Raw genomic sequence first — 15,008 nt, 5'->3', positions numbered from 1 at the left:
ACTCGGCATTTTTGAGCGTTGCATAGCCCGATTTTGGTTCATGCCTGACTTCACGTGGGTTGTGTTCAAGCGATCCCAGATCACCTTTGTATCCGGCAACTGCCTTTGGGAGATGGCGCCAGAAAGCTGCCGTTGGGCCACCCAACTAATTTTGTAGGCGTCGCTTTACGGGAAACAAGGCGAACTGACCCTCCCGGCCAGAAGCGGAAGTAGCCTCCCCCAATTTAGCTTCCAGTTAACAGCCGATCATGAATGCACACTACGCTCTAATAGCCGCCATCTGTAATGCGCGGGCCATCATTTGGTCTGGACTTCACTTGCCCGAACCGAGCGGAATCACGAGCGTGGCGAACAGCGTATATCCGTTCATAATCGCGTAGTTCATCACCAGCGGCAGGCCATAGATAAAGACTTCCTCTTGCTATTACTGGGGCTGACCGATGGCGAGGTCGATTATGACCCCGCCGAGCCGGCTATTTCGAATCTTGTTACTGTTGCAATTCGAACTCACCCGGCTTCCAGGTCTTGTCGAACCAACTCTTCTCGGGCCCATACAGGCGCAGCAGCACACTCCAGCCCCTGCCGGGAACGGTCTGGACCCAATTGTTTTCATGCCCCTTGGGGGCCGTCGGGCCGAACCAAACATCCACTGAACCATCGGCGTTGATGGCGATGTCTTTGTCTTTGCTTCCGATGCTCGGGAACTGCTGGTCGGTCTGCAGCATGGAGCGGCTCTGGTTGTCATAGGCGACGAAGGACCAGAAGTCCTTGGCCGGGATGTTCGGTGGCAGCCGAATCTTGTAGGTCTTGGCACCTTCCAACGGCCTGCCCTTGGCGTCGGCGGTCGCCATGACGTACTGCGAGCCGATGCCCACCATTTCGAAGGCCATCGCCGGGGTGATCCCGGTGTAGTTGTAGTGGAACAGCACGCGTGCCTCCAGATTGCGCACGCCCGGTTGCGAGAGGAACTGGTAGCTGCCGCCCACAAAGGTGAAAAACCATGAACTGCCGGGATGGAGGTAGGCGTCCTTCATCCGCGGCTTGAAGGCGATGGTGCGCGCGGTGGCATTGCCCACGGCCACGGCTTCGGCGAGCGTCTTCTTGAGTTTTTCGTCCGGATTGAAGGACTTGCCCTTCTCGATGCCGATGGCGGCGAGCATGCCGAGGATTTCCGGGCTGTAGGCTTTGTTCGGCTCGGCCTGGACGATCTCGTTGATGTCTTCGAAGAAGCTGAAGTCGTTGCCGCCGATGGTATTGAAGAACTTGCCGGACACATCGATGAACTTCATCGGCGGCGGATTCTTGGCATCGGCCAGCCGGTAGACCTTGGCGAACTTCCTGGTGTTCTCGACCGCGGTCGCGGTGCTGCCGTCCTTGATGAATCCGCGCCAGAAATACAGGTTCTGGTAGGTGGGGGAGCGCATCACGAAGTAGCCCTTCGGCACCTCGCCCTCGTAGCCCGGCGGCAGCAGCAGGAACTTGCCGCCCTTGCCCTTGTCCGGGCCGGCGTTGCCGATGTCACCGACGTAGCGGAACCAGTGGTCGTTGACGATGCCCAGGATATCGGGGGGCGATTCGATCACCAGCGGGCCGTCCTTCAGGTCCAGCCACATCGCGTTGTAGATGCTCTCGGTGTTGGCGGTGAGAAACAGGGACTTCGAGTCCATCAGTTGCTCGAAGATCAGAACCGTGTGGTTGTCTCCGCCCTGGCTCTTGATGCCTCGGCCCGCCGCGTGCACCGACGCACCCGGCAAGGCGTAGAGAAACGCCTCCACGCCGTGCATGAAGTTCAGGTGCTCGTAGAGCTTCTCCGCCGTGCTGTCGGTCGGGTAGCCCTGCGGAAAATCGAGGGTGCCGAGGCGGGATTCGATCTGGGCGGGCGTGGTGATCGACTCCGGCATCGGGGTCGTCATCTTCATCTTCGGGCTCGTCTGCGCCCATGCGCTTGTAGCAATCAACAGGCCGGCAAAGACAGCGCTTGCCAGGCTGATGATGGTGTACGGGGAGGATTTCATCGGCATTACTCCTTGATCAACTTGGGCTGCGTCCACGAGCCGTCCAGTGCGGCTTGTTTCGGCCAGTACAGGCGCATGTAGGTGGCAAACGGCCCTTTCGGCGCGGGCAGCCAGTTGGACTCCTTGTCCTTGCCGGGCGATTGACTCTGGATGTAGAGGGTGAGCCCGCCGTCGGCATCCTTCTTCATCTGCGGCAGCATCGGTGAGTTGATGAGGTAGCGGTTGATCGGATTGGCCACCAGCAGGCTTTGCGGCAAGTCGTACATCGTCAGCGACCAGAAGGCGTGAACGGGCGGGTACTGGCCGGGGGCAAAGCGCAGCGTGTAGCGATTGGCACCACTGAGTGGTTTGCCTTCGCTGTCCACGCGGTAAATCGGATACATCGCCTCTTCTTTGGCGTTGCCGTAGATGCCGATGGTGCCGAGCCAGCGGTTCAAGTAGTTGTCCTTCAGGAATTCGCGGCTGCCAAAGACATCACCGGAGGTGAGCTTGCCTTCCTCCATCTGCTTCACTCCACCGGCAAAGGCCTGCCAGGCGTCGGCGCGGCCTTGCTCGATGGCGGCCTTGATTTCAGGTGAGAGCTTGGCGGGGTCGAAGGTCTTGCCACCCTCGATGCCGATCTTGGCGAAGCGTTCCCTGAGGGCCACCTCGCTCGGCACCGTCGGGCTGTAGCCCAGCACGAAGTTCATGATGTTAAAGAACTCCAGTGAAGTCTTCTGCTCTTCCTTGGTCAACGGCTTGATGAAGTTCACGGCCGGTGCGACCGGTGGTGGCTTTGTGCCCAAGAAAGCCGACAGCGGCTGCGACTTGTATTGGGCCTGGATCTTCCTGACGTTGTCGATGTCGGCCGCATCGAACAATTGCGTGCGAAACACGACCACGCCGAAGTCGGTATCGGACACGTACACCTTCTTGATGCCCTTGGGCGTCTCGCCCTTCCAGCCCGGACCGGCGATCATGAAATTGCCGGCCTCGTTGCCCGTGGTTCTCGAACCCGCGTAGCCGATGATGTAGGTGTAGGCGTCCCACATCTGCACGTCGTAGTAGCGCTTCTTGTCGATCGCCGGCACGGAAAGCACGATCGGCTCGGCGCGCAGGTCCAGGCCTATCCAGGAATAGGGCGTGTCCGAATTGGGCGTCTGCACCGCCGTATCGGCTGGCGTGAAGACGTTGTTGATGTTCGTGATCTGGTTCCAGGGCGCTTTGAAATTGGGATTGCTCTTGTTCACGTAGTAGGCGTACTGGACCCGGTAGTTGTCCACCAGCGGGTAGCCGTAGATGTAGGCTTCCTTGGCGATGGCGCGGGCTTCGGCGGGAGTGACAGCGGGTGCAGCAGTCGTACTGGCAGCCCCGGCCGGCAACAAAGTCAGCGCAAGCACGCTAGCCATCGCCAGTTTGAAGCTGGTGTGAAGGAATGTTTTCATATTGATGACTCCTGATTTATGACTTGTTTGTGCCGTATCGAACGCTTGTTGACCTGGTCTTCATTGTCTTCAGACACGTAAGGCCAGGCTCCAAAAGGTACTGCAACAGTAAGCTATTTGACCGACTCGACCTCTCTGGGACGCTAGTTTTTGCTGATCCACGGCTCCAGCGGGCCGTAATGCGCAGGTACAACCAAGACAGCGCAAAGAACACCCATTGATGTAATCAATGCTGATGAACAATGCCGTGCATTCATGTGATGACCTTCCAGGAATTGAGATGGCTTTCTGATCAAGCTGGCCTGGAAAGCATTGTGGGGTAATCTGCTTATAATTTCTTTGCAGAACGCGACACAATGGCGGCGGGCTGAGAGTTCTCTGCCCGCCACACCTTGGGCGAGCAGCCATGCCAGCCACGAAAGGCACGCGAAAATACGCTGGCATCGGCATAGTTAAGTGCCGCAGCGATTTTTCCAAAATTCATGTCCGTATTGACAATCAACCTTTCAGCATGAATACGCAGGGCGTCCTGCATAATTCGATGGTAGGTCGTTCCCTCGCGTTCAAGCAGTCGATTTGCGCGCCGCTTGTTCATCGAAAACTGGGCGCAAACCTCGTCGAGCGAACACCGGCGTAGCGCCACGAGCCCATAGACAACTCGCTGCACCTGATCGACGAAACTCAAATCATTCAGGCTGGCGATAGTCTTCAGGTCTTCTTTTAGTACGGCAAATTTCTCGGGGTCGGCACCAGCAATTTTCCGTTTGAAGTCCAGGGTCGGGAAATACAGGGCTACACGTTCTGCATCAAACTCGGGGATAAAACCGAAATATTTCTGGTACGGGCGCACATTGTCCGGTCGACGATGCGGCAACTTGATTGATGTCGGTCGCCATTCCGGGCCGCACAACGCACGCATTATTCCCACGCCGATCCCTATCACAGCATCGCTGATTTGATCGATAGCGGGGATACTGCCGTCAAACACGACGTACCCAAGTGATGCCATCGGACCTTCGATTGTGCGGGTCGCCAATGCACCACGATCATGCAGATGAAAGTTTTGCTGCAAATAGGCAATCGCCGTTCCGACATCAACGCACTGGCCTATGACTTCGCCAAGCAAACCCAGTGGATTGGCAGTGGCGCCGGCCCCCAATTGCAAGCCGAAGTGCTGGCATCCGGTTGCCTCTACGCTTTGTTTGAACAAATTTCCCATCATCTCAAACGAAATCACATTGTCAGGATGAGCGAACAAGTCCGCACTGACTCCGACGGCGGCAAACACCTGATGCGGGTCGCCACCCAATTCGCTGATCGTTTGGGCAATGTGCATGATCGGCTGAACGCGGAGGCAACCTGTTTGCACGTTGCCGAAAAATGCTGTTGATCGAGCGTGCATTGGTTCAAAAATCATGGATTTTCCCGACATTCGAATGTGGCAAATTATTCAGCAATATGATTTTGCTTGGTGAACAATCATTCATGTCGCATTTGGGCTAGGTGGTTAGTCCCACGGCGCAGCGATTATTTCTGACAGGCATCGCCGATGACTTGTCGTACATCATGCGCTACGCGTCAATACCTTGGCATGACAAAGGTCTGGTCCATTTACATTGCTGCCGCTCAGTTCGAGAATCCTGTTTCCTGATTGCAGACTCCCGTGATTGAGTGCTATGGGTCGACCTGAGACACCCAATATCCACCTTGAATAGAATAGGCCGGGTTTCCCCGGCCTATTCATTTTTGCCTGTTTTCTGCAGTCGACCGCAACAATCAGCCCTTCTTGTGGGTCGCCAGACGCATCCAGGTATCGACCACCGTATCCGGGTTCAGCGAGATGCTGTCGATGCCCTGATCCATCAGCCATTCGGCGAGGTCGGGATGGTCGGACGGACCCTGGCCGCAGATGCCTATGTACTTGCCGGCCTTGTTGGCGGACGAAATGGCCATCGCCAGCAGCATTTTGACCGCCGGGTCGCGTTCGTCGAAAAGATTGGCGACGAGGCCGGAGTCGCGATCGAGGCCGAGGGTGAGCTGGGTGAGGTCGTTGGAACCGATCGAGAAGCCGTCGAAGATCTTCAGGAAATCGTCGGCGAGCAGCGAGTTCGAGGGGATTTCGCACATCATGATCAGCTTGAGGTCGTTCTCGCCCTGCTTCAGACCGTGTTCAGCCAACAGGTCGACGACAGCCTGGCCCTCGCCAACAGTGCGCACGAACGGCACCATCAGTTGCACGTTGGTCAGCCCCATCTCGCCGCGGACCTTCTTCATGGCCCGGCATTCCATCTCGAAGCAGTCCTCGAAGGTGTTCGCGATGTAGCGCGAGGCGCCACGGAATCCGAGCATCGGGTTTTCTTCTTCCGGCTCGTAGAGTTCGCCGCCGAGCAGCTTGCGGTATTCGTTGGACTTGAAGTCAGAGAGGCGGACGATGACCGGGTTCGGCCAGAAGGCGGCGGCGATGGTGGCGACCCCCTCGACCAGCTTCTCGACGAAGAACTCCTTCGGCGAGGCATAGCCACGGGCGCGGCGCTTGATTTCCTCGCGCTTCGAGGCCGGCAGGCGCTCGACGTCAAGAATGGCCTTGGGGTGGATGCCGATGACGTTGTTGATGATGAACTCGACGCGGGCGAGGCCGACGCCGGCGTTCGGCAACTGGGCGAATTCGAAGGCGAGTTCCGGGTTGCCGACATTCATCATGATCTTCACCGGCACCTCGGGCATGGCGGAGATGTCGCGGGAGGAGATTTCGAAATCGAGACGGCCGCGATAGACGTGGCCGGTATCGCCCTCGGTGCACGAAGCGGTGACCTCCTCGCCCTCGGTCAGCGTATGAGTCGCATCGCCGCAACCGACGATCGCCGGAATTCCGAGCTCGCGGGCGATGATCGCCGCGTGGCAGGTCCGCCCTCCCCGGTTGGTGACGATGGCGGCGGCGCGCTTCATGACCGGCTCCCAGTTGGGGTCGGTCATGTCGGCCACCAGCACGTCGCCCGGCCTGACCTGATCCATCTGCTTGGGATCGCTGACGATGCGCACCGGGCCGATGCCGATCTTCTGGCCGATGGCGCGGCCGGAGGCCAGCACCTTGGAGAACTGCTTGAGCCTGAACTTTTCGATCCTGCCGGCGCCGGACTGCGACTGCACGGTTTCCGGGCGCGCCTGAAGGATGTAGAGCTTGCCGTCGACACCGTCCTTGCCCCACTCGATGTCCATCGGGCGGCCGTAATGCTGCTCGATGATCATCGCGTAGCGGGCCAGTTCCAGGACTTCATCGTCGTTGATCGAAAACTTGTGGCGCAGGGTTTCCGGAACTTCCGCGGTGACCACCGAGCGGCCGGCAGCCTTTTCGGCAGCGAAGGTCATCTTGATCATCTTGGAGCCAAGGTTGCGGCGCACGACAGCCTTCTTGCCGGCAGCCAGCATCGGCTTGTGCACGTAGAACTCGTCCGGATTGACGGCGCCCTGCACTACCGTTTCGCCCAGCCCATAGCTTGAGGTGACGAAGACGGCATCGCGGAACCCGGATTCGGTATCGAGCGTGAACATCACGCCGGCGGCACCCTTGTCGGAGCGCACCATGCGCTGGACACCGGCCGAAAGCGCGACGTCGGCATGGACGAAGCCCTTGTGCACGCGGTAGGAGATGGCACGGTCGTTGTACAGCGAGGCGAACACTTCCTTGATCGCGTGCAGAATGTTTTCGAGCCCAACGATGTTGAGGAAGGTTTCCTGCTGGCCGGCGAAGGAGGCATCGGGCAGGTCCTCGGCGGTGGCCGAGGAACGCACGGCGAACGACATGTCGGCAGCCGAACCGGCGACCAGGCGCTGGTACTGTTCGGTGATGGCCACGGTCAACTCGGTCGGGAACGGTGTTTCCATGATCCAGCGACGAATCCGCGCACCGCAGGCGGCGAGCACATTGACGTCATCGACATCGAGGGCGTCGAGCGCGGCATTGATCCTGGCGTCGAGGCCGCTCTGCGCCAGAAAGTCGCGGTAAGCCAGCGCCGTGGTGGCGAAGCCGCCCGGCACGCGCACGCCGGAGTCAGCCAACTGGCTGATCATCTCGCCGAGCGACGAGTTCTTGCCGCCGACCTGTTCGACGTCAGTCATGCGCAGTTCTTCAAAGGGGATAACCAGGTGGTTCATGCGGATTCCTTTCAGAATATCCAGTCAGGAAAAATGTGAATCGGAAGGTGAAAATTCGGTGTGCAGACGCCGGGCGGCCGTTTCGCGCCGCGCGGCCGAGCGCAGCGACTGGGCCAGCGTTTCGCGGACGAAATCGATGTGGGTTTCGGCGGCGGCGCGGGCGGCAACCGGCTTGCGCTCGCGGATCGCCGCGTGCATCGCTTCGTGCTGGCGCATCAGCAACGAGCCGGCGGCGGGAACGCTCCGCAACTCGCCCAGATTCAGACGGATGTTGTCGTGCATCAGGCGCAGCAGGGTCGCCGAGAGATGGCCGACCAACACATTGTGCGAGGCCTCGCCGATGGTCTGATGAAAAGCGATGTCGGCGCGCGAACGGCTATCCAGATCATTGGCGAGGAAGGCATCGTTGAGGGCTGTGAAAGCCTGGTCGAGGCGCGTCTGGTCAGCCTCTGTCGCCCGTTCGGCGGCCCATTCGGCAGCCTGCCCTTCGAGCATGCGGCGGAATTCGAGCATGTCCTCGCGTAGATTGGGATGCTCCCCCAGCATGTTCTGCCAGGGATCGAAGAAACTTGACTCGAGACGATCGGTCAGATACGTACCGCCACCCTGGCGGCTCTGCACCAGTCCCTTGGAGGCAAGTTTCCGGATGGCTTCACGCAACGACGGGCGCGAGACGCCGAATTCAGTTGCCAGTTCACGCTCCGGCGGCAGACGATCGCCGGGCTTGAGCGAGCCTTCCAGAATGCGGCGCTCGAGCGACGCGGCGACGGCATCGGAAATACGCGGAACCTGCACCTTGGTTTGCGGCATGGATGAATTCGGCACTTCAATTGGTAAGACCACGTCATTTTAGTCAGCAAGCCGGTCAAGCGCAAGCTCCGGAAAAACCCCTATATCATTTACCAAACAACCGATGTATTGTTCATTCCTGACACGGAAGTTATTGGTCTTACCAATTTACCAACGGAGGCACGATGAGCGAACAAGGAAACCCACCGCGTCGGCCAGGCGACGTTTATTTCTTCGCCACCTGCGTGATCGACCAGTTCTTCCCCGGTGCCGGCATGGACGCCATCGCCCTCCTCGAGCGCGAAGGAATCCGCGTGCATTTCCCTCAAGAACAGACCTGTTGCGGTCAACCCGCCCATACCAGCGGATTTCCCGACGAAGCGCGCAAGGTGGCGGCGCACCAGCTGACCCTGTTCCCGAACGACTGGCCGGTAGTCGTGCCGTCCGGCTCCTGCGCCGGGATGATGAAACACCATTACCCGACCCTGTTCGCCGACGACTTGGCGCGCAAGGTGCAGGCCGAGAAATTGTCGGCACGCATTTACGAATTCACCGATTTTCTGGTTAATGTTCTCGGCTGGCAGCCGGAAGACAAGGGCAGCGACTGCACTGTGGTGCTGCACACCTCCTGCTCGGCGCGCCGCGAAATGGGTGTCCATCTGACCGGACGCAAGCTGCTCGGCGACCTGAAAAAAGTCATTGTCGCGCAACAGGATCATGAGTCGGAGTGCTGCGGTTTTGGCGGCACCTTCTCGATCAAGCAGCCGGAGATTTCCGGTGCCATGGTCGGGGATAAGGTCAAGGCGCTCAAGGCGACCGGCGCCGAGCGCGTCGTCAGCGCCGACTGCGGTTGCCTGATGAACATCCTCGGGCATGCGGCGTGGAAAGATGAACAGGAAGGCCGCACGCAGCCCAGCCTGCCTGGCGAACACATCGCCAGCTTCCTGCTGCGGCGGACAGAAGGGAGGAGCAACAAATGAGCGCCCGTGATCGCATTCTCGCCAAACTAAAGGCCGGCGCACCGGCCGAGAACCGCCCTGCACCCGATGTCGCCGGCTGGTTTGCCGGCCATCGCCTGGTTGAAACCAGCAGTGAAAAGGCCGCCCGCTTTCGCCGCCTGATTGAACTCGCCCACGCCGAGGTTGTTGCGGTCAACGCGGAAAACTGGGTAAAAAATCTGAATGAAATCCTGCACACCAAGGGACTGACCGAGTTGCTGGTTGCGCCCGGCGCCGACCACGGCCAGCAGGCGATGAGCGTGCTGTCAGCAAGCGGCATCGCCTGCAAGGGCTACGATCAGGCCATCGAGGCGTGGAAGGATGAAATGTTCCACCACACCCCGGCCAGCCTGACCACGGCCCGCGCCGCGATCGCCGAAACCGGCACGCTGGTGCTGTGGCCGGACGCCGATGAGCCGCGCCTGATGTCACTGGTGCCACCGGTGCATATCGTGCTGCTCGATGCCGGCAAAATCTACAACACCTTCTACGAGGCGATGCAAAGCGAAAACTGGAAGGATGGCCTGCCGACCAACGCCCTGCTGATTTCCGGCCCCTCCAAGACGGCGGACATCCAGGTCACGCTGGCCTATGGTGCGCATGGCCCGAAGGAACTGGTCATTTTGCTGATGGGAGAAGCGGCATGAGCGAACACGCAATGAATTTTATGCCCTCCGAAGGCTTCCGCGCCCGGGCCAAAGAGGTTGTCGACAACCCCTTCCTGCGCCAGAGCTTCCGCGGCGCGATGGATTTCCTGATCGACAAGCGCATCAGCCAGTTCCCCGATGCGGAAGAACTGGAAAGCCTGCGCACGCTGGGCGAGCATATTCGCCAGTACAACCTCGGCAAGTTGCCGGAACTCCTGGTGCAACTGGAAGAAAACCTGACGCGCAACGGCATCCGGGTGCATTGGGCCGAAACACCGGACGAAGCCAACACCATCATCCTCGGCATTTGTCAAAAACACACGGCGAAGCTGATGATCAAGGGCAAGTCGATGGTCAGCGAGGAAGTCGAACTGAACCACGCCGCCGAAGCGGCCGGCATCGGTGCGCTGGAATCGGACATGGGCGAATACATCGTCCAGCTGGCCGGCGAAAAGCCCTCACACATCATCATGCCGGCCATCCACAAGACCAAGGAAGAGATCGCCAAGCTCTTTCACGAGAAGGTGCCGGGCGTCGATTACACCGACAATGTAGACGAACTGATCCAGATCGGCCGCAAAGTGCTGCGCGAGAAATTCCTCGTTGCCGACATCGGCCTCTCCGGCGTCAATTTCGCCGTCGCCGAAACCGGCACGCTGTGTCTGGTCGAGAACGAAGGCAACGGCCGGATGAGCACTACCGTGCCGCCGGTGCATATTGCGATCACCGGCATCGAGAAAATCGTCGAAAAGCTCGAACACGTGCCGCCGCTGCTCTCGCTGCTGACCCGCTCGGCCACCGGCCAGAACATCTCGACCTACTTCAACATGATCTCCGGCCCGCGTAAGCCCCACGAAAAGGACGGCCCGGGAGAAGTGCACCTGGTGCTGCTCGACAACGGCCGCAGCCAGGCCTACGCCGACGAACAATTGCGCAAGACCCTGCAGTGCATTCGCTGTGGCGCCTGCATGAACCACTGCCCGGTCTACACCCGTATCGGCGGCCACGCCTACGGCACCACCTACCCCGGACCGATTGGCCAGATCATCTCACCGCACCTGCTCGGGCTGGAAGCCACCAAAAATATGGCCACCGCTTCGTCGCTGTGCGGCGCCTGCGGCGAGGTTTGCCCGGTGAAGATTCCGATTCCCGACCTGCTGATGCGCCTGCGCGAAGAGTCATTCAGCGAACCGCATGCCAACCCGGCCATGCGTGGCCAGGGGGCGGGGTATAGCCGGCTGATGACCTCCGTCTGGCGTGGATGGGCGATGGTTTATCGCTCACCGTCGCTGTATGGGCTCGCGACCTGGCTGGGGAGCCGCTTTGCCTGGCTGATGCCATCGAAACAGGGAGCATGGACATCAGTACGGGTACCGCTGAAGCCGGCGTCGAAGCGCTTGCGAGACATGTTGCGGGAACGCAGGTGATGCGCTGTCCGGCGGCCCGGGCCACAGACTCCGCATTGGTGGAGGAAAGCCGCGCCAATTCGATCAACAACGCTTAGACGCACCGAATCGGAACAATCTTGTGAAGACCATCCACCGAATCCTGATCGCCAACCGCAGCGAAATCGCCATCCGCGTCATGCGCGCCGCCAGCGAACTCGGCATTCGCACCATCGGCATCTACTCCAACGAGGACAGGTTCGCCCTGCACCGTTTTAAGGCCGACGAAAGCTATCTGGTCGGCGATGGCAGGAAGCCGGTCAGCGCCTATCTCGATATCGCCGACATCATTCGCGTCGCCAGGCTGGCCAAGGTCGACGCGATTCACCCGGGATACGGTTTTCTTTCCGAGAATCCGGACTTTGCCGATGCCTGCGCGACAGCCGGCATCGTCTTCATCGGCCCCAAATCCAACGTCATGCGCGAGCTGGGCAACAAGGTCGCGGCGCGGGCGCTGGCCGAGCGCGTGCTGGTGCCCGTCGTTCCCGCCACCCAGGCCTTGCCCCGGGATATCGACACGTGTCTCGCCCTCGCCGCGGATATCGGCTACCCGCTGATGCTCAAGGCGAGCTGGGGCGGCGGCGGGCGCGGCATGCGGGCGATCAACCAGGCGGAAGAACTCGCACCGGCCATCGACCTGGCACGGCGTGAAGCCGCCTCGGCTTTCGGCAACGACGAACTCTATCTGGAAAAGATGGTGGTTCGTGCCCGCCATGTCGAAGTCCAGATCATGGGCGACCAGCACGGGCAACTCGTGCACCTGTTCGAGCGCGACTGTTCCGTGCAGCGCCGTAACCAGAAGGTAGTCGAACGCGCACCGGCCCCTTACCTGAGCGATGCCCAACGGGAAGGACTGTGCCAGTCCGCGCTCAAGCTGGCGCGCGGCGTCAATTACACCCACGCCGGCACCGTCGAGTTCCTGATGGACGTCGATTCCGGCGAGTTCTATTTCATCGAGGTCAATCCGCGCATCCAGGTCGAACACACCGTCACCGAAGAAGTTACGGGCCTCGACATCGTCAAGGCGCAGATCCGGATCAGCGAAGGCGCCCGCATCGGCGTCGACGACTACCTGCCGGCCCAGGACAGGATCAGCCTGTCGGGCCACGCCCTGCAATGCCGGGTGACCACCGAGGATCCGGAAAAGGCGTTCAGCCCCGATTACGGCAGGCTGACCGCCTACCGCAGCGCCTCGGGCGCCGGCATCCGCCTCGATGCCGGTACGGCTTATGCTGGCGCGATCATCACGCCTTACTACGATTCCCTGCTGGTCAAGGTCACCGCCAAGGGGCACGATCCCGAGGAAGCGATCCGGCGGATGGGCCGCGCGCTGAGCGAATTCCGTATCCGCGGCGTGTCGAGCAACCTGGCCTTCCTAGAAAACGTGATTACCCATCCGTCGTTCAAAAGCGGTGAGTGCACTACCCGCTTCATCGACAACACCCCGGAACTGTTCACCTTCAAGCCCCGCCGCGACCGCGCCACGCGCCTGCTCAAGTTCATCGGCAACGTCCTGGTCAACGGCAATCCGGAAATGAAGGGCCGTTGCAAGCCGGCTCTGCCGTTGCCTCCGCCGCTACTGCCACTTATCGATCCGGCCGCGGCCTTGCCCAAGGGCAGCCGTGACCGCCTTCTGGAACTCGGCCCGGAGAAATTTGCCCAGTGGATGCGCAACGAGAAGCGCATCCTGCTCACCGACACCACCATGCGTGACGCCCACCAGTCGCTGTTCGCCACGCGCATGCGGACTGCGGACATGGTCGCCGTCGCGCCGCACTATGCACATCTGCTGCCCGACCTGCTCTCGCTGGAATGCTGGGGTGGCGCCACCTTCGACGTCGCCATGCGCTTCCTCAAGGAAGATCCCTGGGAACGGCTGGGCAAGCTGCGCGAAGCGGCGCCCAACGTGCTGCTGCAGATGCTGCTGCGGGCTTCCAACGCTGTTGGCTACACCAACTACCCGGACAATGTGGTGCGCTATTTCGTGGCCCAGGCGGCGAAGAACGGCATGGACGTCTTCCGGGTCTTCGATTCGCTGAACTGGGTCGACAACATGCGGGTCGCCATGGACGCGGTGATCGAATCGGGCGCCATCTGCGAGGCGGCGATCTGCTATACCGGCAACCTGCTTGACCCGGCCCGCCCGAAGTACGACCTCGGGTATTACGTCACCATGGCCCGCCAACTGGAAAAAGCCGGCGCCCACATCATCGGCATCAAGGACATGGCCGGTGTCTGCCGGCCAGCGGCGGCCAGCATGCTGGTCAAGGCAATCCGCGAGGAAGTCGGCCTGCCCGTCCATTTCCATACCCACGACACCAGCGGCGGCTCCATCGCCTCGGTACTAGCCGCCGTCGAAGCCGGCGTCGACGCGGTGGACGGCGCCATGGATTCGATGAGCGGGCTGACCTCGCAACCCAGCCTGGGCGCCATCGTCGCCGCGCTCGAACACGGCGAACGGGATTCCGGGCTGACGTGCGCCCGCATCGCCCCGTTTGCCCGCTACTGGGAGGGCGTCCGCCATTTCTACGCACCGTTCGAGGCCGACATCCGCTCCGGTACTTCCGATGTCTATCGCCACGAAATGCCCGGCGGCCAATACACCAATCTGCGCGAACAGGCCCGCGCGATGGGCCTGGATCATCGCTGGAACGAGGTCGCCCAGGCCTACGCCGATGCCAACACCTTGTTCGGCGACATCGTCAAGGTCACCCCGTCGTCCAAGGTGGTTGGTGATCTGGCGCTGTTCATGGTCGCCAACGATCTCGGGCCCGACGATGTGGAGAACCCGGAGCGCGAGATTTCCTTCCCGGAATCGGTGGTGTCGATGATGAAGGGCGAACTCGGCTATCCGGCGGACGGGTTCCCACCGGCCTTGCAGGCCAGGATACTGAAGGGTCAGGAACCGATTGTTGGCCGCGCTGCGGCCCATCTTCCGGAGGCCGATCTGGAGGCGGAACGAGCCAGGGCGGAGAAGGCCATTGGTCGCCATGTCAACGACAACGATCTCGCATCCTATCTGATGTACCCCAAGGTATTCGCCGAATACGCCGAGCACCACCGCCAGTACGGCGACGTTTCGGCGCTGCCGACGCCGGCCTTCTTTTATGGCATGAGCGAAAAGGACGAGATGGCGGTCGATATCGACAGGGGCAAGACCCTGATCGTCCGTCTGACCGGCCAGACCGACATCAAGGAAGACGGCGAGGTGCGACTCTACTTCGAACTGAACGGCCTGCCGCGCCCCCTGCGTATCGCCCGTAGCGGACAGGAAGCGACGCGCAAGACCCATCCCAAGGCCGACGCCGGCAACCCCGACCACATCGCTGCACCGATGCCGGGTGCTGTCGCGACGGTTTCGGTCAAGCCCGGCCAGAAGGTCAGCCGGGGCAGCCCCCTGGTTTCCATCGAAGCGATGAAGATGGAGACTTCGATCACCGCCGAACGCAACGCTACTGTCGCCAGGGTGCTGGTCGCGCCGGGGGATCGCGTCGCCCCCAAGGATCTGCTGGTAGTTCTCGAATAAGGGAGCAATGAA

At 60.7% G+C, this 15,008-nt stretch carries 9 protein-coding genes; 4 read left to right on the top strand and 5 right to left on the bottom strand.

Annotated elements, in window-relative coordinates:
- Nucleotides 1–488: 488 nt before the first annotated feature.
- The 5 genes from IPP03_21150 to IPP03_21130 form a co-directional block, all read right to left on the bottom strand.
- Entirely contained in the window at nt 489–2,021 is a 1,533-nt protein-coding gene (locus tag IPP03_21150) for a DUF1254 domain-containing protein (GenBank protein MBL0355016.1), read from the bottom strand.
- Nucleotides 2,021–3,439: a DUF1254 domain-containing protein gene (locus tag IPP03_21145; protein ID MBL0355015.1), complete on the bottom strand. Its 1,419-nt coding sequence runs from the start codon at nt 3,437–3,439 to the stop codon at nt 2,021–2,023. Before IPP03_21145 ends, IPP03_21150 begins: the two co-directional genes overlap by 1 nt.
- Before the next feature lie 328 nt (nt 3,440–3,767).
- Entirely contained in the window at nt 3,768–4,856 is a 1,089-nt protein-coding gene (locus IPP03_21140) for an AraC family transcriptional regulator (GenBank protein MBL0355014.1), read from the bottom strand.
- 359 nt (nt 4,857–5,215) lie between these two features.
- Complete coding sequence (gene ppsA / locus IPP03_21135; GenBank protein ID MBL0355013.1) at nt 5,216–7,591, bottom strand: phosphoenolpyruvate synthase; 2,376 nt, start codon at nt 7,589–7,591, stop codon at nt 5,216–5,218.
- 24 nt (nt 7,592–7,615) lie between these two features.
- Nucleotides 7,616–8,401: a GntR family transcriptional regulator gene (locus IPP03_21130; protein ID MBL0355012.1), complete on the bottom strand. Its 786-nt coding sequence runs from the start codon at nt 8,399–8,401 to the stop codon at nt 7,616–7,618.
- Between the two features lie 164 nt (nt 8,402–8,565).
- Between IPP03_21130 and IPP03_21125 the strand changes: the two genes are divergently transcribed.
- From IPP03_21125 to IPP03_21110, 4 genes are all read left to right on the top strand, one after another.
- Complete coding sequence (locus tag IPP03_21125) at nt 8,566–9,360, top strand: (Fe-S)-binding protein (GenBank protein MBL0355011.1); 795 nt, start codon at nt 8,566–8,568, stop codon at nt 9,358–9,360.
- On the top strand, nt 9,357–10,025 hold the full coding sequence (locus tag IPP03_21120) for a lactate utilization protein (GenBank protein ID MBL0355010.1): 669 nt from the start codon (nt 9,357–9,359) through the stop codon (nt 10,023–10,025). The genes IPP03_21125 and IPP03_21120 overlap by 4 nt, the downstream gene beginning before the upstream one ends.
- On the top strand, nt 10,022–11,452 hold the full coding sequence (locus tag IPP03_21115) for an iron-sulfur cluster-binding protein (GenBank protein MBL0355009.1): 1,431 nt from the start codon (nt 10,022–10,024) through the stop codon (nt 11,450–11,452). Before IPP03_21120 ends, IPP03_21115 begins: the two co-directional genes overlap by 4 nt.
- A gap of 100 nt (nt 11,453–11,552) precedes the next feature.
- Nucleotides 11,553–14,996, top strand: a complete 3,444-nt coding sequence (locus tag IPP03_21110; protein ID MBL0355008.1) for a pyruvate carboxylase — start codon at nt 11,553–11,555, stop codon at nt 14,994–14,996.
- Nucleotides 14,997–15,008: the final 12 nt, after the last annotated feature.

Source organism: Candidatus Dechloromonas phosphoritropha (genome assembly GCA_016722705.1).
Taxonomy (GTDB): domain Bacteria; phylum Pseudomonadota; class Gammaproteobacteria; order Burkholderiales; family Rhodocyclaceae; genus Azonexus; species Azonexus phosphoritrophus.
The sequence above is the reverse complement of the archived record's forward strand: the minus strand, read 5'-3'. Positions and strand labels throughout refer to the sequence as shown.

What these genes read in the sequence shown, in the direction of transcription:
- IPP03_21150 (MBL0355016.1), bottom strand. Translation starts at nt 2,021, where the DNA reads ATGCCGATGAAATCCTCCCCGTACACCATCATCAGCCTGGCAAGCGCT.
- IPP03_21145 (MBL0355015.1), bottom strand. Translation starts at nt 3,439, where the DNA reads ATGAAAACATTCCTTCACACCAGCTTCAAACTGGCGATGGCTAGCGTG.
- IPP03_21140 (MBL0355014.1), bottom strand. Translation starts at nt 4,856, where the DNA reads ATGATTTTTGAACCAATGCACGCTCGATCAACAGCATTTTTCGGCAAC.
- ppsA (MBL0355013.1), bottom strand. Translation starts at nt 7,591, where the DNA reads ATGAACCACCTGGTTATCCCCTTTGAAGAACTGCGCATGACTGACGTC.
- IPP03_21130 (MBL0355012.1), bottom strand. Translation starts at nt 8,401, where the DNA reads ATGCCGCAAACCAAGGTGCAGGTTCCGCGTATTTCCGATGCCGTCGCC.
- IPP03_21125 (MBL0355011.1), top strand. Translation starts at nt 8,566, where the DNA reads ATGAGCGAACAAGGAAACCCACCGCGTCGGCCAGGCGACGTTTATTTC.
- IPP03_21120 (MBL0355010.1), top strand. Translation starts at nt 9,357, where the DNA reads ATGAGCGCCCGTGATCGCATTCTCGCCAAACTAAAGGCCGGCGCACCG.
- IPP03_21115 (MBL0355009.1), top strand. Translation starts at nt 10,022, where the DNA reads ATGAGCGAACACGCAATGAATTTTATGCCCTCCGAAGGCTTCCGCGCC.